Genomic DNA, 19,464 nt, shown 5'->3' on the forward strand with positions numbered 1-19,464 from the left:
AATTATAATTTTTTATACGTATTGCTTAATTTCAGCGCAACGGTGTCGTTAAAATATGTGGTGTTTTTCACCTTTACCAAATCATCTTCTGTGGTTGTAATGTCAAGTTCTAAACGCAGTTCAGGATTTATTTCCGGATTAATTAATGCCATGAATTTTACATTCGAAAGGGTTTGTATCATCAATGAACTTTGAGTAATAGACTCTGTAAGTTCTTTAATAATCTGAATCATGCAAACGCCCGGCATAATTGGGTTTCCAGGAAAATGACCTTTAAAAACCTCATGATTGGCATTAACTAATATACGAATATTAAATTTAGTATCGCCAGTTTTTTCTTGTGAAAGTACTTTGTAAAAGTCTTTTAGAACCATAATTTTATTTTTTTATTTCGTATCAAAAGAGTACGAAACACCTATTTGAAAATTGATATTTGTATTATAGTCACCAAATAAATAGTGATTATTAGAATCGTTTGTGTAGTAATCGCTGTCGAGGATATCCAGAAAACCTTTTTTAAATCGAACATCAAATGCAAGACCCGAAGGCATTCGATAACCAAGACCTAAGTTAAAAGCAAAGTCGTTGTAATTTTTTCTTCGAACCAAATTGTCACTTAAGCGAACATCTAAAGATGGTCCAAATAAAACCTGAAAACCCTGCCCAAATGTAAATTTGTTTATCATCGAAAGAGATAAATAATCCAGTCTTAAATCCTGATACGCCACTTTATTTGTTTCGGAAACAGGGTCATAATAATTTCGTGCAACATTATTAGATCCTTGTTTGACGTAACTTATTTCGGGCTGTAACGCATATTTTTTCGTTAAGTTTATTTCACCAAAACCGCCAAAATAAAAATCGGGCCTGTAATCAGCATGCATTTCTGAAATTGTCGAAAGGCTTAAACCAGCTCTTAAACCAGGTTTAAAACTTACTTGGGACTGTATGTTTACGATTGCAAAAAAGAAAAAGAAGGCAATCGTTAATTTCTTTAAATACATTATTTTACTTTAAAAGTGTAACTGATACCAATTTGAAAAACCTGATTTAATATAACATCATTATAGTAATAATCATTATCAGTATCAATTCCGTCATAACCATAAATATCTACCAAACCTTGTTTAATTCTAGCTTCAAAAGTTAATCCATTTGGCAGTGTATAACCAACACCTCCAACAATGGCAAGGTCAAAATTTTCAGGATTGCTGTTGATATAATTATCAGAAATTTTAAAATCTAAAGATGGTCCCGCTAAAAGATGAAAACCTTTACCGCCAACATTAAATTTTGCAACCGCGCCAAGTGTTAAGTAATTTAATTCATAATTTACATAACGATAATTATTGCCGTTTCCAAGATATTCTCTTCCTTCATCGCCTTGTCTTGAATATGTTAACTCAGGCTGTAACGAAAAATATTTATTAAATTTTATATTCACTAATCCACCAACATAGAAATCTGTTTTGCTCCTGTTATCATCAATATTGGTTAATGTTGATAAGTTCAAACCGCCTCTAAGTCCAGGGCTTACAGTTACCTGTGCTTGCGATTTTACAAGACCGATAAATAAAACGAATGCAATTAAGGTTATTTTTTTCATCTTTTGATTAGTTTGATTTTATGGTTAGTTTAAATTTCTATTCAGATTTGAAATAATTCAATTCAATTTTAAGCTTGATATTTTGGTGGACAATCTGAATCTTCTCAGCAAAAATATTATTTTCTGAATTGAAATACAGTGTAAATTTTTCTTTTGTTTTAGAAGCATGAACGATCTTCTCTAATTTCTGATCTTTTTTAGAGATAAAAATATAATTGTCTCGTTTACCGTCTGCCGATTTATAAATGTCTGCTGATTCGTTTTCAAATTGTTTCTGAATCAAATATTCTTTTTTTAGAAGAAGACGGAAATCTTCTTTTAAAGTATTAATCAAAATTTTTCGGTCTAATTCTGAAACAATAGAATTGACTTTAAAGTCCGTTTCAGAGATTTCAAAATCCATTAATTTATTCCCGAATTCGGTTGTAAAAACAATTCGGTGTGTCGTGTCGTTTATTTTTTTTGCAATGAAAATTCCCGACAATTCATTTCCGTAAACGCTTATGTTAGTTTTGTAAACATAATCGGTTTTTGAATCAGCAAAATACGGAACTTCTACAGCCGTTTTGTCTAATTTTTTTGATGTATAGTTTTTTGTGACGGAGCCGCAAGAAACCAAAACAATTGCAAGAAAGCAATTAATTAGTAAAAACTGAATCGTCGATTTTTGCATTGATCACTTTATTTTTAAGTACAATTCTGGTATAATCTTCAGATGATTCTAACAATTTTACCTGAACCACAGTTGCTTCTTCCTTGTCAAAAGTCAGCTCGATTTGTTTGATGTATTTTTTCAATGCAGCATCCTTAGGAATAAATTTCGCCAGATTCTGACCTTTCAATTTAAAATACGAAATGGTAAATTCTTTATCGTCAAACATATTTCCGCTCACACTTCCTACGATCAATTTATTAATTCGGGCAAAAATTTTACTGTCGCCCATATCAACCGCGCTTTTCTTTCCTTCGTCGTTAATCAGGATTTTTCCGTTTTTAAAAGTAATACTGTAATTGTACGGTTTTTTATATTGCCATTGCAAAAGTGAAGGTTCTTTAAAAACCATTTTCCCCGAAGTTTCAATATCTTTTGATAAAAAATCCAAATGTTTGTACTGAACAAAATCAGTACTTAAAGTTTTGATTTTTTTAGATACAAGATTTACTTCTTCTTTAAATTGTGCAATTTCAGAAGCTGTCATTTTTTGTTCCTGCGCAGACACATTAAAAACGCTAAGAATTAGAAATAAGAATAAATATATTTTAGTTCGCATAAGCTTTAAGATTCAAAAGTTCCTCGATCGAAACGACCTGATAATTATTTTGCTGTAAAAATTGCAAAAACTGTTCCAAGACCAAAACAGAGTGCTCGCCTGTATCATGCAAAAGTACAATTCCGCCGGGAGAAACTCGTTTTGTAATTCGTTTTAAAATTAATTCCTGGTTTTTGGTTCCTCCGTCAAGCGAACGAATATTCCAGCCAATTACTTTATGTCCGGTTAATTTTAAAGCTCTTCTAATCGAAGGCGTTGTAACTCCATAAGGGGGACGAAAAAAGTTTATTTTTTTTGAAGTGAATTTTTCCAGAAGCGCATCAGTTTTTTCGATTTCTTCTTGTATTTGTCTGGCATTGTAAAAATCAAAAAACTTCGAATGGTTGTACGAATGATTTCCAACCAAATGGCCTTGAGCAATAATCTGTTTTACAATTTCAGGATGCGTTTCAATATTTTTCCCAATGCAGAAAAAAGCCGCTTTGGCATTGTGTTTTTTTAAAAGTTTTAAAAATTCTAAAGTAAATTCACTTGGGCCGTCATCAAAAGTCAGCGCAATTTTTTTCTCTTTTTCTAATGGATTATTGCAGAACGTTTTTACATGATAATTAGACGAAATTCTCGAAGAACCAAAAGCGTTGATTCCAATCCAAAGAAAAATTACAGCAAAAAAACACCATACAGCTATTGCGATATAAAGATTCAGGAGAAACAGTAAAAGCAATAAAAGGATAAAAAATATCGAGATGTTTTTATGCGTTATCATTTTGACAGTAACGTAAAACTATGATTTTTTCCGCTTAATTGATTATACAATAAAATGGTTTTGTAAGCTGGTTTTGTAAGCTGATTTACTTTTATAATTTCAGGAATTTCCTGTGTTTTCAAAATTTTAGAAGCCATCCAAAAAGCAAAAGCCGAAGCTGTATCATATTCGCCGCTCAAATGTTTGTAATATAAAACTGAGGTTTGCGAGAAAGCATTTTCGGCAAGATTTTTATAATAATTTTCGAAAGAAGCATTTCCGTCAAAACCTAAAACCAAAGCATCAATATCTGAAATCTCTAAATTATTCGATTTTAAAAACGATTTAATTTCAGCTTCAACTTCATTTACTTCTAGTGTATTTATAATGGCAACATCCAAAAGTTCAGCATACGTATTTTCTTTTCTTTGGTTTTCTAAAACAAAAAAACTTGCACCTTCACCATAAACCGCACCGCTTGTTGATGAATTTAAAACGTCATAAGGAGCAGTTTTATCTGCTTTAATACGTCCGTTTAATTTGAAAAGGGCAGTAGTATAATCGCCGTTTTCGTCAACACCGCCTACTAAAATTGAGTTGGCTTCATCTTCTTCAATCTGCATTTTAGCATCTAAAAGTGCCGATTCAAAAGAAACTGCCCCGTTTACATACGTAAAATTATAACCTTTACATTGCTGTAAAAGTGCAATTTGCGCCCCAACTGTATTGTGCGTCGACTGGATAAAAGAAGTCGGAGTTAAAAACTCTTCTTTATTATCTAAAATACTTTTTAGGAATTTTTCAGAATCTTCGATGCATCCTAAACCAGTTCCGGTAATAATGGCATCAACTTTTTCGACATTCGCATCTTTCATGGCTAAAGCCGAAGCAACGATTCCGTTTTTCACTCCTTTTGCCATTCTGCGGCTTGCAGCCGGCGAAATATATTCTTTGTATGCCGGCGAAACAATTGCCAGTACATTTTCATCGTGATTCACATTGGCTTCTTCCAAAAAAACAGTATCAAATGTTTTTTGAGTCGAAATACAGCCTACTCCATTTATATATGTTTTTTTCATTTTAGCTTTTTGAAAATATAAGAGTGGAACAATTTCCTCCAAATCCAAAAGAATTAGATAAAACGTGTTCTATGTTTTTATTTTTTAAAGTAGTCTGCGGAGTCAAATCGAATTCTTCCATCTGAGTTTCAAAATTCAAATTCGGATAAACCACATTATTTTGAATTGCCAAAACACTGTAAACCGCTTCAATTGCCGCTGCCGCTGCTAAAGTATGTCCGGTAAACGGTTTTGTCGAACTAAAATCAGGAACTTTTTCTTCTTCGTAAATTCGGCGTAAAGCTCTTCCTTCAGATAAATCGTTATTTGGCGTTGCAGTTCCGTGAACATTGATGTAATCAATTTCAGAAGGTTTTAAACCTGAAACTTCAAAAGCTTTTTTCATCGCCAGAAAAGCACCGTCTCCATTTTCTGAAGAAGCCGTTTGGTGAAAAGCATCATTGGCATTTCCGTAACCGGAAACTCTTGCCAGCACTTTTTTGTTTTGTTTGGCAACAATTTCATCCGATTCTAAAACCAAAAAAGCAGCAGCTTCTCCCAGATTCAATCCTTTTCTGTTATTGTCGAAAGGTTTGTTGTAATCATCAGATAAAATCATCAAAGTTTTAAATCCGTTAATAGTGAATTTTGCCAAAGCATCGGCTCCGCCAACAATTACGCGATCTAATTTTCCAGTTTTGATTAATCTTGCGCCCAGCATAATAGAATTTGCTGCAGAAGAACAAGCTGTAGAAATAGTGGTTACCATCCCTTTTAAACCTAATTGTTCGGCAATTTTTTCAGCAACATCACCTCCGTCGTGGCAGGTAATATATTTTACCAATTCTGGTTTTTCGAAATAATCGTAATAATGCGTTTCCGTCATGTCCATTCCGCCCACACTTGTAGCCGAAATAAGTCCGGTTCTAAATTCGTTGATAGAGGTAATGCCGGCATTTTCAACAGCTTGTTTTGCTGCCAAAGTACCAATCATAGCGGTTCTCGAAAAATTATTATCGCTGTTTAATTCCAGTTCGCTGATCAATTCATCGTTGGTTTTTTTAATTTCACCCACTTTGATAACATCTGCATGAACTGTAGAAATATTAGAGATACGGGAAATCCCGATTTTATTTTCGATTAATGAATGATAATTTTCCTCAACCGAATTCCCGATTGCAGAAATAATTCCCATTCCCGTTATTGCAACACCCTTTGTCATTTTAGATTTATGATTTTAGATTTTAGATTCTTAGAACTTAGTCAAGGTTTTAAACTTTAACAAAGTTGACGGATTTTTAAACCATTTTAGATTTTAGATTTCCGGCTGGAATCTAAAATCTAAAGTCTAAAATCTACAATTTATTTAGTTCTGTTAGCGCTAATGTAAGCTGCCATAGTCTCGATAGACTGGAAAATTGTTTTCCCTTCTTTCGGATCTACTAATTTAATTCCGTAATCTTTGTCTAAAATCACGATCAATTCAAGCGCATCAATCGAGTCTAAACCTAAACCATCTCCAAACAAAGGATCGTTATCAGCAATGTCTTCAATTGTGATATCTTCAAGGTTTAAAGTTGTAATGATTTTATTTTTTAATTCTTCTTTTAATGCTTCCATGATTATTTATTATATAATGTATTGATAGTTTCGTTTGTATATTTCTCGTTTTCCTCCTTGCTTATGAGGCAAAGAAAAGCTTTATAATTGTCATTAAAAAATTCTACCCAGCCGCAAAGAACGGTATCAGCTTTATTTGTGTTTAATAAAATCTCTGAATAGTTCCACAAAAATTCTGAATTGAAAGCATCAAATATAAAGAAAGAATTTTCACTTTTCAGCTGATGACGGATACTTATTTCGCCCAGACAAATATTTGGCAGCGTATAAACAAAAACCGCCGGACTCGGGAAATAGTTTTCTTTGTCTGAAATCGATTCCTGATATTTTACATCGGTATCTAAACTCGACGATTTATTAGCCAAAACCAAGGCGATATTATGTTCTTTTTCATTTGAAGTAATTGGACTCAAAAGTAATTCTGATCCTAAAAAAGCCAGTTTGCTCAAAGCATCCATTTTGAAAAACTTTGGATATTGCATTTCAAAATTACGATACGCTTGTTTAGAGAAATCAGCAAAATCTGTTGGTTCAATTTTGAATACAGAGGTTCCGTTCAAAACAATTTCGTTGTTTTGGATCGTGATGTAGGATTGTATGTTGGTTTTGTTTTGAGTCATTGTTATAATTTAAACACGAATTCCACGAATTGGCACAAATTTTTAGGCTTAAAAATTCCACTAATTAATCCGTGAGAATTAGTGTAAATGGTGTTTTTTAAGAAACCCAAGTTTGGACAATTTTTGCAATATGCCATTTTCCGGATTTATTTTCAATTGTAATTTCGAACCCTCTTCCACATTTTCCGCCCCCACATGAAGCGGTTGCTTCAATAATACCTAAAGTTTTGTTTTTATTGAACTTAATGTTGGAAATTTCAATTGTACCAACAGGCATTCCGCTTTTATAATTATGTACAGTCCAATGTAATTCGTCAGGAAATTTTGAGGCATATTGAAAATCAAACTTTTTATTGCTTTTAAAAGCTGTTAAATCAAATTTTTCATTTTTGATTTTATTATTTATGACATAATCATAGACACCTATTAAAATTCTGGTTGTATCTTTTTTAATACTATCTTGATAGCGCCAGTATTTCTTTAGTTCCTCAGAATGACCAATTGTATCCGCTTTGTTCGTTTGCAAATTAAATCTTGGCGGTGGCGAAGGAAGTATAATTCGTCTATCCATATAAATAGAATCCACAATTTCGACAAAGACACTATTCAGAACACCTTTTTCAAAATCAGATTCAGGCACTTCTTTCTTTTTACATCCAAAAGATGAAATAAGAATTATAGTTATAAATATGAATTTTGATAATTTCATCTTATTTCATTTTTTCAAAAACAACCGCAGTATTACAACCTCCAAAACCAGATGCGGTCTTCAAGAAATACTCAATAATTGCCTCTTCATTTTTCTCAATAACATTAAGAGCTTCACTAACACCAATTTCATCAAAACCTTTTGATTCAAAAAGAATATTTTGATTGGCAGATTCTATAGCAATTACTGTTTCTAATAATCCCGAAGCGCCTAATGTATGACCGTAAAATCCTTTTAAACTATTTACTGGAACATTTTGTAAACCTAAACGGCTAAATGCAATCGCTTCCATTTCGTCGTTAAACGGAGTTGCGGTTCCATGCGCTGAAATATAATCTAATTTATTTGCTTCAATTTGAGCTTCTTTTAAAGCATTTTGAATACTTCTGAACAAACCTTCACCTGTTCTTGATGGACCCGAAATATGATTCGCGTCGTTTATTGAGCTGTCGCCGATTACTTTTATTTTGGCATTTTTGGCTTCCGCCGAAATTAAAACAGCTGCTGTTGCTTCGCCTAAACTTACTCCAGTTCTGTTTTTAGAATACGGTTTACAAGGTAGATCGCTCATAGCTTGAAACGCATTAAAACCAGACAAAACAAATTCTGAAACTTCATCGCCAGCTACTACAAAAACATGATCGTAAAGTTCAGACTGAATCATTCTTTTAGCAACTGAAACTGCCAAAATTCCAGAAACGCAGGCATTTGAAACTACAATTGGTTGTGTTTTAAATCCGAAAAAATCTGAAATGTTTTTAGCTAAAACATCTAAATGTGCGTTGTTAAAGCTTTCTTGTGAATCATTTGCTAAAGCCGTTACATTTCCCTTTGTCGTAGAAAGTATAAAAGCGGTTTTTGAATTTAATTCAACTCCAGAATTTTTGACAATCGGCTCTAAAGCCAAAATCATCATTTTCTCTAAACGGGAATATTTTATTTCAGTACTGATTTTTGCAAAAGCACTGTTTATTTTTTCATCAGAAATAATCGAAGCATAAAATGAATTAGGCATTAAAGAAATGTCATTATGAAGCTGAATGCCGGAATCTCCACGAAGAATAGCTTCAACATTTGATTCGACATCAAAACCTAATGGCGTGATACAATTGGTTTGCGTAATGTATATTTCTCTTAACATTTTATGATTCTCATTTTCTCCTGCAAGGTTTTCGAAACCTTGTAGGTATGTTTCTTTTAACACATAGATACATAGTTTAGATTGCTTTAAAAAGGCATATAGCTATGTGTAAAATCTAGATTTTATTTAATTCTTTATATTCACTTTTAATTCTATGATTCTTTGTGTTTATTTTTTTGCACAGATTTTATAGATTTAAACAGATTATTTATTCTATACCTAAAAGGTTTTGAAAACCTTGCAGGAACGAAACTTACTTCAATAAGCCAACTTTTCGTTTCCATTCCTCATAAAAAGGCGGATTTGTAAGCATTAAATTTCCTTCTTTATCTAAAAAAACCTGAACAGTTTCGCCTGTGCATGCAACTTCTCCTTTATCATCAATAATTTTAAAACGGTAAATCATTTTTGCAGCGGGCGTATCAACAACTGTTGTTTCGATAGTTACAACATCGCCGTAGCGTAAAGACAATTTATGTTCGCAGGTCGATTTTACAATTGGCGTTGTATATCCGGTTTTGGCAATATCCAGATAAGTCAATCCGTGTTCACGTCCAAAAGCTTCACGCCCATCTTCAAAATAAGTTATATAATTGCCGTGCCAAACGATTCCAAGCGGATCCGTTTCGTTAAAACGAATTCTGATTTCGTGGGTAACAGTTAAATCTGTGGCTTCGTTAAACCGCTCTTTTCTTTTTATCATAAAATAATGCGATGGCTGTTGTAATAATGAAAAACAAAAATAATAAACTTATTTTTGGGATGATTTCCAGGAAAGAAACATTGCGCAAAAGAACGTCATAAAAAGCATCTAATCCCCAGTTCATTGGAGATGATTTGGCAATAATCTGCATGATTTTCGGCATCGCAAAAACCGGAACCCAAACACCGCCAATTGCGGCTAAAATAATAACGCTTGTTGCACCAAACGGAGCCGATTGTTCTTGTGTGCTTGCGACTGTTCCTAATAAAATTCCGAATCCAATGGCAGCGAAACCTGAAAATAATGCAACGACACTCATTAAGGCTAAATGTCCTTCGATATTTAAAGACGGAAGTCCGATAGAAGGAAATAAGAATACAGCAACGGCAACCATCATATAAAACTGAATCATACAAATGATTGAGTAGGTGATGGTTTTGCCAATAATCACTACTAAATTAGAAACAGGATTAGTTCTTAATCGAACAAAAGTTCCCTGCGATTTTTCTTTTACAATATTGATAGACAACGGAATTACAATAAAAAATATCGCAAAAAGTGTCCATGCCGGAACGTTATGCTGTACCGAATTTGGACGAACTTCTTTGTTGTTGATTTTCGGAATTATTTCTTTAAAAGAAATGAAACTTTTTTGTTCAAAATTGGTAGTTCCTTCGCCTAACTGATTTTGAAAAGTGGTGTAAATTGACTTGGTTTCAATCTGCGAAATCATTTTGTCGATCGAACTCATGACTGCATTTTTGAAACTCATTTGAACCGCAGGATCAAAATATAGTCTTACTTCTTTTTCTTTGATAATTCGCTGCGGTTCGGTTGCAGTACTATCTGTCAAACCTAAACTGCTGACAATTTTTTCGACGTTTTGGTCTACTTTGGCTTGTAAATCAGAACTTAAATTTTTTGGGATTATAATCGCCAACTGAAATTTTCCTTTGTAAACATTTTCTCTGGCAACATCTTCGGTAATGGTTTTATGGTCGATCTGCGTTACAACGCTGAACAAGTCGCTTTTTTCTAAATTATCAAAAACAGTTTTAGAAACAGAACCTTTGTCGTTATCAACCAATAAAATTGGAATTTTAGAATCGCTTACTTTTTTAAAAGTGCTGTCCTGAATTAACGTTACGGTTATGACCAAAACCAAAGGCATTATGAACAGAATAATTAATCCGCCTAAATCGCGTTTAAGCAGTAAAAATTCTTTTACGACCGACATCCAAATTTTATATAGCATCTCTCAAGTCTTTACCAGTTAATGAAATAAAAACGTCTTCGAGATTTCGGGCATCTTCAACAGAATCAATTAAAGTCGACGGTGTTCCTTTTGCATAAATTCGGCCTTGGTCTAAAATGGCAATATTGGTGCAGAAATCTTCGGCTTCAGCCAAATGATGAGAAGTATAAATAATAGATGTTCCGTTTTGGTTCAACACTTTCAGATACTCTATAATAGCATTTTTAGATTGCACATCAACACCAACGGTTGGTTCATCTAAAAATAAAACTTTTGGCTGGTGCAGAATTCCGGCAATTAAATTGACACGGCGTTTCATTCCGCCAGAAAAAGTTCCAACAGATTTGTCGGCAAATTTTAAAAGCCCTAAAAGATCTAATGTTTCGATCACTTTATCTTTTAAATCAGAACCTTTTAAACCATACATACTTCCAAAATAATGCAGGTTTTCTCTTGCTGTAAGAGTAGGATATAAGGCATATTCCTGAGGAACGACGCCTATGATTTTTTTAATTTTTGAAGAATGATGCTGATAGTCTAAACCATCAATTGTAAAATGTCCTGAAGTTGGTTTTACTAATCCGCAGAGCATTGAGATTAAAGTTGTTTTTCCGGCACCGTTTGGTCCCAATAAACCAAAAACTTCTCCTTCATTTATATCCAGCGAAACATCGTTCAAAGAATACTGATCGGCTTCTTTGTATTTTTTCGAAAGGGATTCTATTTTAATTATGGATTGCAAAATATCTTAGCTGATGGCTTTTTTTAGTTTTTTGAAAAAGATTTCTTCTCTGTTGGCAATGTCCAAAAGTTCATCGGCAATAGTGTTGTAAGCGTCTTCTTTGGCACTTCTGTTTTTATAAATTCGCGAAGCTTCAACAGCAAAATCTCGCCATGAATCGCCAATTTTTGTCATTTCTTTCGAAAGTTCTTTCAATTCTTCATTATTCAAAATAACTGAAGCTTCCTGTAAAAATGCAGCATAAATAAAACGGAAACCACCGCCTCCGGTTCCAATTTCTTCCTGCATACGAACCATTTGCGCCAAATAATGATTGGCTTTTTTAGTTCCATGTTTTATCGGCCATTTTCTAATTTGCTTAGAAACAAATTTGATGCCGCGAACGCCTACAATTGGCATTGGCGCCAACATATCGCGACACGTATTTTTTATTCCTTTAATGATGGCGCTTTTTAAATCGACATTCGCAGGAACTTGAATTGGATAATACATTTGTCCGCGTGGTGCAAAAGCTCCTTTTGCAAAACGTACTTTGTCTAATTCTTCGTGGGTTAAAGTAGTAACGGTCTCCATTACAGGATCGCTCACTAAATAATCCGTTTCGGTTTTTCCGTAAACGACTAAATTGTGTGCGTTAAAATGAAAACGATATTCGTCTGGAAAATAACTTAAATTGTAAACACCAACCTGTAATCCGGTTGGAATATTATTTTTTAGATTTTCATCTAATGCTTTATTGGCATTTGATACCGATGAAAATTTTTGTCTTTTTATTTTTAAATTTAAACGATTGGCAACTTTGTTAAAAATTTGTCCAGGCAAAGTTCTGTAACTAATTGCCGGAGCATAATTAACTTTTATAAAAGGCAGATATACGAAAAATAATCCAGAGCCAATACCAAAAACCATCGGTTCGCTGATGTTTAGTCCGCTGTTTTTTAGCAGATTTGACGCTACTCCATTCTCACAATGAGCAGACTGATGATGTGTGAAAGTTAATTCCATTATTTGGTGATGCTGTTTTTTAATTCTTCGACTGATACTTCAAAAGTATCGGCATATTTTTTCAAGGTTTTGTCGTTTAATTTGGCAAAAACATCAGGCTTAAAATGTCTTTTTACACGCCATTTCCAGAATCCTACATAACTTGATAAAATAGTTAAATCCATTTTATTGACTTCCATAAAATACACAATCGGACTTGCTTCGCCATTTAAAACCTGTTGTCTGGCATCGGCAATACGTTCGTTTATTTCGTCGATAGAATTCGATAATGCTATTGTTTTTGGTTCCCAGCCTGTACTTAAAGTTGTGGTATAATTACCGTTTTCATCTGTTGCGTACAAAAGCTCTTTTACGTTGTTTTTCGTTAAGTTGCTTTGGTCTTGTGGTACGTTATCTTTTTCCATACAGGTTATTTTTTAAGTTGCATTACTTCTTCTAATAATGGTGCCAATCCGTTTTGGGTCAAATTATCGTTGTTCCAAAAACTCATAACACAACTCACATAATTATCTCTTACTTTTTCTGCAATATAATAAACCGTCAAAGTTTTTCCGCCAGAGATTCCTGCCATTAATGATTTCATACCAGTAAAATCAAAAACAACTTTTTTTGCAGTAGTTTCTGTTCCTTCAAATACTACATCAGTTTGTTCTTCCGAAATAACTTTAACATCTTTTCTGGTTTTATTGCTTATAAATTGATTTTCAACAGCGGTTTTGGCACTGGAACTATTTTTATGAACAGACCAATTCATTTCTCCATTATATGGACATTGAACTGTATTAACATTTGTCCAGTAGCAATTTTTTCCCAATTTGATTTTTCTTCCCGCAAAACCAATTGAGTCTATGCTTATTGATTCAAAAATATCTTTAGGAATTTCATTTTTTAAAATTCGATTAATATATTGTTTTTCAAAATCTTTATCAGGTTGATTGTAGTATCCAAACCAAATGATAGTTATAGTTTTACTATTGTCTTCTACAAAATAATAAGAGTTTGTTTGAATTAAGTTTTCTGTAATTTTCTGATTTTTAACAACATGTATGTTGTTGTTTAAAAGTGACTCGTCTTTAATTTTTAAATCGCTATCCTTTATGGAGAACTTTCTATAGATTTTTTTTAGCGACTTTTCAGAAAAATCATAACTATAAGTTTGACTTGAAAAATCGATTCCGTCAACATTATAATAAGTAACACTTTGAGTATTCAATGCTTTTAAACGTTTTGTGAAATCATCATTTTCTTGACAATAAACAAAAGCGGATAAAAAAAGGAATATTAAAGAGATTTCTTTTTTCATTATCTAAAAAAATTATATTGCAGAAACAGTCTTCTGAATGAACAAATTAATTTCGCATTCTAAGAGTATCTGGTCTTCGACAGAACTTTGACAGCTCATCGTGCATAAAGTGTAATCGTCGCCAGCGAATTTTGAAACTAAATTTGCTTTGGTAATTATCGTGTCGCCGACTTTTGGCAGCGAATGAATTTTTACATTTTTTAAGGCACTGATAAATCCAATTACATTTACGTTTTCATTTTCTGCCCCGTTTTCATCAAAAAAATATTTTTTTCCAACAATAGACGAACAGGTCTGCGCTGTATTTTCGATTAGCCCAGCTTCAATAAAAACAGTATCCTGAACAAAAATATTGTCTTCTTTTATCAGGAAAATGGTTTCTACAAAGTTGGCATCAATTTCCAGAATTAAATCGACCATAAGCAATGGTGCTCGGTGCGGTAAATAATTTTGTATGTCAACTCCGGGATTCAAAATCTATATTATTTAGCTAAAACGGTTTTCATCTGTCCGTTTGCAATTTCTTCATTATTTAATGTTGTCACGATATTCACCAAAGTGATTCCTGCAAATTCCTGCAAAATAGTTACTTCAGATTGAATAGTGTCGTTTAACTGAGGCAATTTTTTAATTTCAATTTCTTTAATAGAACCAATGTACCCGGTTGGGGCAATTTCGTTTCTTAAAAAAAACTGATAACCCGTATGTAATGCCACAGATTGTGCCATGTGCTCGATTAAACCTGCTTCCAGAAAAGTATTGTTTGCTGCGAAAATGTTATCCTGCTGAATTTTTAAACCAGAAACCAAAGAAGTTTCGGTGTAAGAATGCATAGCATCGACCATTACAAAAGGGAACTTTTGCGGTAATAAATTTTCGACTGTTTCTTTTTCTAAAAGTGCCATTGTTTCCATTAGCAAACCGTTAAATACGCATACGCGAAAGAGAATCTTCCGCTTTCCGGAACTGATAAAAGAATTTTGTCTCCTTTTTTCAGGTTTCCTGAATTTATTAATTCTTCTAAAGCCAGGTAAATTGAGGCAGAACCTACGTTACCCACTCTTGAAAGATTCATGAACCATTTTTCGTCACTCATTCCAATTCCTCTTTCTGTTAATCCTTTCTTCAATCCTTCAACAAAGAAGTTAGAAGAAACGTGAGGAATGAAATAATCAATATTTTCAGATTTGATGTTGTTTTTATCCATTGCCGCTTTCATGCTTTCAGCACCTTTTGACAGAATAAATTCATCTAAAAGTTTAACATCTTGTTTAATGGAGAAAACCGATTCGTTTAACCACTGTTCCGGTGCATAATCGCTCCAGCCTTTGATTTCTCCATTTTCCTGTTTATCACCTCCGGCATACATGCAGGTTTCTAATTCGTAAGCATACGAAAAAGCTTCCATCCATTCTATTTTAAGAGAAATTGGTCCTCTTGGTTTATTTTCTAATAAAAATGCTCCGGCACCATCAGATAACATCCATCTTAAAAAATCTTTTTTGAACGCAATAATTGGCTGTTCTTCTAAGTTCTTTAAGTTCTCGGCTTCGTGATTGTATTTTTGAGCATTCAGCCAGGTCGAAACTTTTTCTGATCCTGTACAGATTGCATTATTTGAGTTTCCAGATCGTACCGAAAGAAAACCAAATTTAAGAGAATTCATTCCGGCGCAGCAAACTCCTGTTGAAGAGTTTAATTCGACCGATTTGTTTTTTAGCAGACCATGAACCATCGCAGCATGCGAAGGCAGAAAAATATCCGGAGTTGATGTTCCGCATGAAAGTACTTCTAAATCCTGAGGCGTAAAATTTTCGTCGAATAACGGTAAAATAGCATTTCGCGTTAATTCGGCATTACTGTGTGTGCTTTTTCCTGTTTTGTCAACAGCGTAATAACGGCTTGTAATTTTGTTGTTGCGCAAAATAATACGTCTTGCTTTTGAGGCAGTATCGTTGATCAGACCTAAATAGGCTTCCATTTCATCATTCGAAACAGCTTGGTTTGGCAAATATTTTGCAGCTTTTGTGATATATACTTCAAACATAATCTAAAAATAGTCTTCTAAACTCCTTGATAATATTGAGTTTCTCTTTTTATGGTTTTTAACTTAAAAGGGTAGGAAATAAAGTGCAATATATACACTATTGGTGAGATTAACCAAATTGCCAAGAATAAATAAACATTAAATACTTTTAGAAGCTTTTTTCGGTTTTTTTGATTTTTATAAATAAGGTTTGACCATTTATTGAAAATTTTATTGGCCGTTTTGTCAACAGTCACTAAATACGGACTGATCTTTACTGCCCCAATTTCTAATAGTTTTGGCTGTAAACCGGCTAAATTATTCTCATTAAATGCCGAAAGCATTACTTCTCCAAATTTTGGAGATTCCTGTATGTCTTTTTCTGAAACTCCGGGAAGCGGAAAAATACCTAAATACTTTTTCTTCACTCCGGAGAACATCCATTCTACAATTGTAATTACGCTTATTAAATTTCCAACACGGTCTACTAAAGCAACATTTCCCACTAATTGTGCGTTGGCTTCTTTAAGTAACGTTTTGATTTTTTCCTGCGCCATAATCCACATATTTCTTGAACCGCTAATTGTAATTACAGGCGTATTGTTCAGGATTTTCTTGGCTTGGTCACTTTTTAAAAATGAGTTAATTGGAATTGAAGGCGATAAATACCAAACTTGATAATGAAAAAGAACCAAGTCGAATTTTGTATTTAAAATTTCTTCAGGAACGGGTTTTAATGCTGTTGGTATTTGTAAAAACGATTCTGGAAAGGCATCAAAAAACGCATCCTTATTCCACGGAAAAGGGAAAGGTTTCTCGAGCTGAATTTCGTGAAAAGTTACTTTTACATTCTCTGAGTTTAAAAACGGTTTTGCGATGTTTTGCGCAATCGTTTCTAACTGTCCTGATTGAGAATAGTAAATAACGAGAACATTTTTCATTTAGGTTTTACTGCTTTGGTTGCGGACAAAAGTAAGTAAATTTATTTAAACGAATTTTCTTGTTTAACGCATTAAGGTTTAGGAGTTTTAATTGACCGCTGATCTAACGGATTAAAGGAGTTTTTGCTGCAGTTAAAAAAAAATAACGTTAAACAGAAACGTAATCAGGTTCTCAGATTTTATAGATTGTAGGGTTTTTCGCTGTGTGATTTTCGCTGTTTCTCAAACGAAACAAACAAGATGGATTATTTATCCTGCTTAAATCTGTTCCATCAGTTCCATCTGTGATCAGTTTAAATCATTCCAAAAGTCGAAATAATTAAACCATTGCAGCGGATATTTTGTTACAATGCTTTCTACACTTTTTACGTATTCTTTTAGTAAGGCTTTTTCGTCGCGGTGTTTTACCGTTGCTTCTCTTGCATATAAATGGTAATGCAAATTAGGCTCTTTCATTACATAAACGAACACAACCGGAACTTTTAATCTTGAAGCAATTAAAAATGGTCCTGCAGGAAAGTGGGCTTCTTTGCCAAGGATATTTTCAGAAAGAGATTTCGTGCCTTCAAAATAACGATCGCCCGTAAAACAGACTAATTCGTTATTGGCCAAAGCAGCATTAATCTCAAAAATATGAGACAAATCTTCTTTGATAATAATAAATTTTACGGTTGGTTTTTGGGTAACACTTTCTAAATAATTTTTGATTGCCGAATGCTCTAAATCTGTAGTAACAAGATTTATTTGAAAATCAAGATCGATATCGCCTAAAAAATGTTCGGCGATTTCAAAATTCCCAACATGAGCGCTGATTAAAACGCCTCCTTTTTTTTCGGCTAAAAGATTTTTTAGAATTTCAATTCCGTCAAATTCATAAGTGAATTTATTTCGCATTCCGGCCGAAATGGAAATTTTATCAATAATGGTCTGTCCAAAAGTGTAGTAACTTTTGAAAACCATTTTTCTAGATTTAAAAGAGGAATATTGAAGCCTTTCTTTAAAGTAATAAAAAATCGCACGATTGCTTTTTTTTAGAAACAAAAAATAATAAGAAGCAACAAAGTAAAGTAATCCATAGGCCGATTTAACACCCGCTTTTTTAATTAAAAAAACAAATATTCTATAACCTAAAACAGTTCCTTTTGATTTGCCATCCCATTGACTCATTAAGCTGTTTTGGCTTTTAATTTGGTTTCAATAAGATCGTAGAAACTTTGGAAATCAGAAATTCCAACAAAATCTGCCTCAACTAGTTTTACGCCAAAGTTAGATTCTATTGAAACTACTAAATCAACATAATCTAAACTGTCTAATCCAAGCGTATCTTTTAAATTAGCATTTGGTTCAATGTCGTCATTATCAACTTCAAATTCATCAACTAAAAAACCATTAATTTTTGCTATAATCTCTTCTTTATTCATCGTTCAATTTAAACTTTTTAACCACCAACGCAGAGTTGGTTCCTCCGAAACCGAAAGAATTGGACAAAAATATGTCAAATTTTTTGTTTAACGTAGTTTTAACTAAATTTAATTTTGAAGCATCTTCGTCAGGGTTCTCTAAATTGATGTTTGGCGCTATGAAATCGTTCTGCATCATGATGATAGAGTAGATAATTTCGCTTGCTCCAGCCATCCAGCATTCGTGTCCTGTCATTGATTTTGTCGAACTCACATAAGGATTTTTCTCACCAAAAACTTCAAAAATCGCTTTGGCTTCGTTTGCATCACCTACTGGAGTTGAAGTTGCGTGTGCATTTATATACTCAATATCTGATGCTTTTAGTTTAGCATCATCTAATGCTCTCTGCATTGCTGTAGACGGTCCTTCAACATTTGGTGTCGAAATATGCCCGCCGTTTGATGAAAATCCGTAACCTGAAACTTCGGCAATAATATTAGCGCCTCTTGCAATTGCAGATTCGTAACTTTCGAGGATTAAAGTTGCACCGCCTCCACTCGGGATTAATCCGTCGCGGTCAGTATCAAAAGGGCGTGATGCTTTTTCAGGATCACTTTCTCTGTTAGAGAAAACGCCCAATCCGTCAAAACTGCTCATCGCATATTTGTTAATTTCCTGCGCTCCTCCAGTAATAATAATATCCTGAAAACCACTTTTGATTAAAAAATAAGCTAATCCAATAGAATGTGAGCCGCTTGCACAAGCGGCACTAACCGTTAAATTAATACCACGAAGTTTAAAAATCGTTGAAAGATTCATGGTAACGGTAGAATTCATCGATTTAAAAATCGCACCAGAGCCAATAAGTGCCGTGTCTTTTTTCTCGCGAACAATATCTGTAGCATCGATAATAGCTTTAGAAACGCTGTCGTTTCCGTACATGATTCCCACTTCTCGAGTTTCAAAAAAAGCATCATCGATATTCGCATTTTTCAATGCTTCGATAGTTGCCATATAAGCATACTCGGTTTCTTCACCAATACTCATACGCTGTCTGCGAGTCAGTAAATTTTTTAAATCAGCTTTAGGAACCATTCCGGTTAAGGCTGATTGAAAACCAAATTCTTTTCGGTCAGAATCAAATTGAATACCAGATTTTCCGTTGTACAACGATTCCTTTACTTCATCTAAAGAAGTTCCGATACAAGAATAAATTCCCATTCCAGTAATTACAACTCTCTTATTCATCGTCTTTCAAAGTAATTTTTTAATCCTTAAAGTGTAATTTTTTTTAATCTCGCAAAGACGCAGAGTCGCA

Annotated in this window: 25 protein-coding genes; all 25 read right to left on the minus strand. The window is 33.5% G+C overall.

What is annotated here, in order from left to right; all coding sequences use genetic code 11:
- Positions 1-2 precede the first annotated feature (2 nt).
- Positions 3-374: a 3-hydroxyacyl-ACP dehydratase gene (locus tag L1276_RS07870; protein WP_253786591.1), complete on the minus strand. Its 372-nt coding sequence runs from the start codon at positions 372-374 to the stop codon at positions 3-5.
- Positions 375-386: 12 nt separating this feature from the next.
- A complete protein-coding gene (locus L1276_RS07875; protein ID WP_253786593.1) occupies positions 387-1,004 on the minus strand; it encodes an outer membrane beta-barrel protein in 618 nt (205 codons plus the stop codon).
- A complete protein-coding gene (locus L1276_RS07880; protein ID WP_253786595.1) occupies positions 1,004-1,606 on the minus strand; it encodes a porin family protein in 603 nt (200 codons plus the stop codon). The genes L1276_RS07875 and L1276_RS07880 overlap by 1 nt, the downstream gene beginning before the upstream one ends.
- A 37-nt stretch (positions 1,607-1,643) precedes the next feature.
- The gene (locus L1276_RS07885) at positions 1,644-2,279 is read right to left on the minus strand and encodes a hypothetical protein (RefSeq protein ID WP_253786596.1); all 636 of its coding nucleotides are present in this window, start codon (positions 2,277-2,279) and stop codon (positions 1,644-1,646) included.
- Positions 2,245-2,877 (minus strand): outer membrane lipoprotein carrier protein LolA, encoded by a 633-nt coding sequence (locus L1276_RS07890; protein ID WP_253786598.1) that lies wholly within the window; start codon positions 2,875-2,877, stop codon positions 2,245-2,247. The genes L1276_RS07885 and L1276_RS07890 overlap by 35 nt, the downstream gene beginning before the upstream one ends.
- A complete protein-coding gene (locus tag L1276_RS07895) occupies positions 2,867-3,643 on the minus strand; it encodes a polysaccharide deacetylase family protein (RefSeq protein ID WP_253786599.1) in 777 nt (258 codons plus the stop codon). The genes L1276_RS07890 and L1276_RS07895 overlap by 11 nt, the downstream gene beginning before the upstream one ends.
- The gene (locus L1276_RS07900; RefSeq protein ID WP_253786601.1) at positions 3,640-4,701 is read right to left on the minus strand and encodes a beta-ketoacyl synthase N-terminal-like domain-containing protein; all 1,062 of its coding nucleotides are present in this window, start codon (positions 4,699-4,701) and stop codon (positions 3,640-3,642) included. Before L1276_RS07900 ends, L1276_RS07895 begins: the two co-directional genes overlap by 4 nt.
- Position 4,702: 1 nt before the next feature.
- The gene (locus L1276_RS07905; protein ID WP_253786603.1) at positions 4,703-5,902 is read right to left on the minus strand and encodes a beta-ketoacyl-[acyl-carrier-protein] synthase family protein; all 1,200 of its coding nucleotides are present in this window, start codon (positions 5,900-5,902) and stop codon (positions 4,703-4,705) included.
- A gap of 140 nt (positions 5,903-6,042) precedes the next feature.
- A complete protein-coding gene (locus tag L1276_RS07910; protein WP_012023174.1) occupies positions 6,043-6,300 on the minus strand; it encodes a phosphopantetheine-binding protein in 258 nt (85 codons plus the stop codon).
- Positions 6,301-6,302: 2 nt separating this feature from the next.
- Positions 6,303-6,920: a 3-oxoacyl-ACP synthase gene (locus L1276_RS07915; RefSeq protein WP_253786605.1), complete on the minus strand. Its 618-nt coding sequence runs from the start codon at positions 6,918-6,920 to the stop codon at positions 6,303-6,305.
- A gap of 97 nt (positions 6,921-7,017) precedes the next feature.
- The gene (locus L1276_RS07920; RefSeq protein ID WP_253786607.1) at positions 7,018-7,629 is read right to left on the minus strand and encodes a hypothetical protein; all 612 of its coding nucleotides are present in this window, start codon (positions 7,627-7,629) and stop codon (positions 7,018-7,020) included.
- A gap of 1 nt (position 7,630) precedes the next feature.
- Complete coding sequence (locus L1276_RS07925; RefSeq protein ID WP_253787846.1) at positions 7,631-8,770, minus strand: beta-ketoacyl synthase N-terminal-like domain-containing protein; 1,140 nt, start codon at positions 8,768-8,770, stop codon at positions 7,631-7,633.
- Positions 8,771-9,023: 253 nt separating this feature from the next.
- On the minus strand, positions 9,024-9,473 hold the full coding sequence (locus L1276_RS07930; RefSeq protein WP_253786609.1) for a thioesterase family protein: 450 nt from the start codon (positions 9,471-9,473) through the stop codon (positions 9,024-9,026).
- A complete protein-coding gene (locus tag L1276_RS07935; protein WP_253786611.1) occupies positions 9,448-10,728 on the minus strand; it encodes an ABC transporter permease in 1,281 nt (426 codons plus the stop codon). Before L1276_RS07935 ends, L1276_RS07930 begins: the two co-directional genes overlap by 26 nt.
- Positions 10,718-11,470, minus strand: a complete 753-nt coding sequence (locus L1276_RS07940) for an ABC transporter ATP-binding protein (protein WP_253786613.1) — start codon at positions 11,468-11,470, stop codon at positions 10,718-10,720. Before L1276_RS07940 ends, L1276_RS07935 begins: the two co-directional genes overlap by 11 nt.
- Positions 11,471-11,476: 6 nt before the next feature.
- Complete coding sequence (locus tag L1276_RS07945) at positions 11,477-12,475, minus strand: BtrH N-terminal domain-containing protein (RefSeq protein ID WP_253786615.1); 999 nt, start codon at positions 12,473-12,475, stop codon at positions 11,477-11,479.
- Complete coding sequence (locus L1276_RS07950; protein ID WP_253786617.1) at positions 12,475-12,879, minus strand: hypothetical protein; 405 nt, start codon at positions 12,877-12,879, stop codon at positions 12,475-12,477. The genes L1276_RS07945 and L1276_RS07950 overlap by 1 nt, the downstream gene beginning before the upstream one ends.
- 5 nt (positions 12,880-12,884) lie before the next feature.
- On the minus strand, positions 12,885-13,778 hold the full coding sequence (locus L1276_RS07955) for a hypothetical protein (protein WP_253786619.1): 894 nt from the start codon (positions 13,776-13,778) through the stop codon (positions 12,885-12,887).
- A gap of 12 nt (positions 13,779-13,790) precedes the next feature.
- Positions 13,791-14,198 carry an ABC transporter permease gene (locus L1276_RS07960; protein WP_253787848.1) on the minus strand — a complete coding sequence of 136 codons (408 nt, stop codon included), beginning with the start codon at positions 14,196-14,198 and terminating at the stop codon, positions 13,791-13,793.
- Between the two features lie 62 nt (positions 14,199-14,260).
- Positions 14,261-14,692, minus strand: a complete 432-nt coding sequence (locus L1276_RS07965) for a hypothetical protein (RefSeq protein WP_253786621.1) — start codon at positions 14,690-14,692, stop codon at positions 14,261-14,263.
- The gene (locus L1276_RS07970; RefSeq protein WP_253786622.1) at positions 14,692-15,825 is read right to left on the minus strand and encodes a beta-ketoacyl-ACP synthase III; all 1,134 of its coding nucleotides are present in this window, start codon (positions 15,823-15,825) and stop codon (positions 14,692-14,694) included. Before L1276_RS07970 ends, L1276_RS07965 begins: the two co-directional genes overlap by 1 nt.
- 17 nt (positions 15,826-15,842) lie before the next feature.
- Positions 15,843-16,745, minus strand: a complete 903-nt coding sequence (locus tag L1276_RS07975; RefSeq protein ID WP_253786624.1) for a dialkylrecorsinol condensing enzyme DarA — start codon at positions 16,743-16,745, stop codon at positions 15,843-15,845.
- 288 nt (positions 16,746-17,033) lie between these two features.
- Positions 17,034-17,912 (minus strand): lipid A biosynthesis acyltransferase, encoded by an 879-nt coding sequence (locus L1276_RS07980; RefSeq protein ID WP_253786626.1) that lies wholly within the window; start codon positions 17,910-17,912, stop codon positions 17,034-17,036.
- Positions 17,912-18,166, minus strand: coding sequence for an acyl carrier protein (locus tag L1276_RS07985; protein WP_012023190.1), 255 nt, complete (start codon positions 18,164-18,166; stop codon positions 17,912-17,914). Before L1276_RS07985 ends, L1276_RS07980 begins: the two co-directional genes overlap by 1 nt.
- Positions 18,159-19,394 (minus strand): beta-ketoacyl synthase, encoded by a 1,236-nt coding sequence (locus L1276_RS07990; protein ID WP_253786628.1) that lies wholly within the window; start codon positions 19,392-19,394, stop codon positions 18,159-18,161. Before L1276_RS07990 ends, L1276_RS07985 begins: the two co-directional genes overlap by 8 nt.
- Positions 19,395-19,464: the final 70 nt, after the last annotated feature.

The sequence above is a fragment of the Flavobacterium sp. HSC-32F16 genome (assembly GCF_024171645.1).
In the GTDB taxonomy this organism is placed as follows: domain Bacteria; phylum Bacteroidota; class Bacteroidia; order Flavobacteriales; family Flavobacteriaceae; genus Flavobacterium.

What these genes read in the sequence shown, in the direction of transcription:
- L1276_RS07870 (WP_253786591.1), bottom strand. Translation starts at nt 374, where the DNA reads ATGGTTCTAAAAGACTTTTACAAAGTACTTTCACAAGAAAAAACTGGC.
- L1276_RS07875 (WP_253786593.1), bottom strand. Translation starts at nt 1,004, where the DNA reads ATGTATTTAAAGAAATTAACGATTGCCTTCTTTTTCTTTTTTGCAATC.
- L1276_RS07880 (WP_253786595.1), bottom strand. Translation starts at nt 1,606, where the DNA reads ATGAAAAAAATAACCTTAATTGCATTCGTTTTATTTATCGGTCTTGTA.
- L1276_RS07885 (WP_253786596.1), bottom strand. Translation starts at nt 2,279, where the DNA reads ATGCAAAAATCGACGATTCAGTTTTTACTAATTAATTGCTTTCTTGCA.
- L1276_RS07890 (WP_253786598.1), bottom strand. Translation starts at nt 2,877, where the DNA reads ATGCGAACTAAAATATATTTATTCTTATTTCTAATTCTTAGCGTTTTT.
- L1276_RS07895 (WP_253786599.1), bottom strand. Translation starts at nt 3,643, where the DNA reads ATGATAACGCATAAAAACATCTCGATATTTTTTATCCTTTTATTGCTT.
- L1276_RS07900 (WP_253786601.1), bottom strand. Translation starts at nt 4,701, where the DNA reads ATGAAAAAAACATATATAAATGGAGTAGGCTGTATTTCGACTCAAAAA.
- L1276_RS07905 (WP_253786603.1), bottom strand. Translation starts at nt 5,902, where the DNA reads ATGACAAAGGGTGTTGCAATAACGGGAATGGGAATTATTTCTGCAATC.
- L1276_RS07910 (WP_012023174.1), bottom strand. Translation starts at nt 6,300, where the DNA reads ATGGAAGCATTAAAAGAAGAATTAAAAAATAAAATCATTACAACTTTA.
- L1276_RS07915 (WP_253786605.1), bottom strand. Translation starts at nt 6,920, where the DNA reads ATGACTCAAAACAAAACCAACATACAATCCTACATCACGATCCAAAAC.
- L1276_RS07920 (WP_253786607.1), bottom strand. Translation starts at nt 7,629, where the DNA reads ATGAAATTATCAAAATTCATATTTATAACTATAATTCTTATTTCATCT.
- L1276_RS07925 (WP_253787846.1), bottom strand. Translation starts at nt 8,770, where the DNA reads ATGTTAAGAGAAATATACATTACGCAAACCAATTGTATCACGCCATTA.
- L1276_RS07930 (WP_253786609.1), bottom strand. Translation starts at nt 9,473, where the DNA reads ATGATAAAAAGAAAAGAGCGGTTTAACGAAGCCACAGATTTAACTGTT.
- L1276_RS07935 (WP_253786611.1), bottom strand. Translation starts at nt 10,728, where the DNA reads ATGCTATATAAAATTTGGATGTCGGTCGTAAAAGAATTTTTACTGCTT.
- L1276_RS07945 (WP_253786615.1), bottom strand. Translation starts at nt 12,475, where the DNA reads ATGGAATTAACTTTCACACATCATCAGTCTGCTCATTGTGAGAATGGA.
- L1276_RS07950 (WP_253786617.1), bottom strand. Translation starts at nt 12,879, where the DNA reads ATGGAAAAAGATAACGTACCACAAGACCAAAGCAACTTAACGAAAAAC.
- L1276_RS07955 (WP_253786619.1), bottom strand. Translation starts at nt 13,778, where the DNA reads ATGAAAAAAGAAATCTCTTTAATATTCCTTTTTTTATCCGCTTTTGTT.
- L1276_RS07960 (WP_253787848.1), bottom strand. Translation starts at nt 14,198, where the DNA reads ATGGTCGATTTAATTCTGGAAATTGATGCCAACTTTGTAGAAACCATT.
- L1276_RS07965 (WP_253786621.1), bottom strand. Translation starts at nt 14,692, where the DNA reads ATGGAAACAATGGCACTTTTAGAAAAAGAAACAGTCGAAAATTTATTA.
- L1276_RS07970 (WP_253786622.1), bottom strand. Translation starts at nt 15,825, where the DNA reads ATGTTTGAAGTATATATCACAAAAGCTGCAAAATATTTGCCAAACCAA.
- L1276_RS07975 (WP_253786624.1), bottom strand. Translation starts at nt 16,745, where the DNA reads ATGAAAAATGTTCTCGTTATTTACTATTCTCAATCAGGACAGTTAGAA.
- L1276_RS07980 (WP_253786626.1), bottom strand. Translation starts at nt 17,912, where the DNA reads ATGAGTCAATGGGATGGCAAATCAAAAGGAACTGTTTTAGGTTATAGA.
- L1276_RS07985 (WP_012023190.1), bottom strand. Translation starts at nt 18,166, where the DNA reads ATGAATAAAGAAGAGATTATAGCAAAAATTAATGGTTTTTTAGTTGAT.
- L1276_RS07990 (WP_253786628.1), bottom strand. Translation starts at nt 19,394, where the DNA reads ATGAATAAGAGAGTTGTAATTACTGGAATGGGAATTTATTCTTGTATC.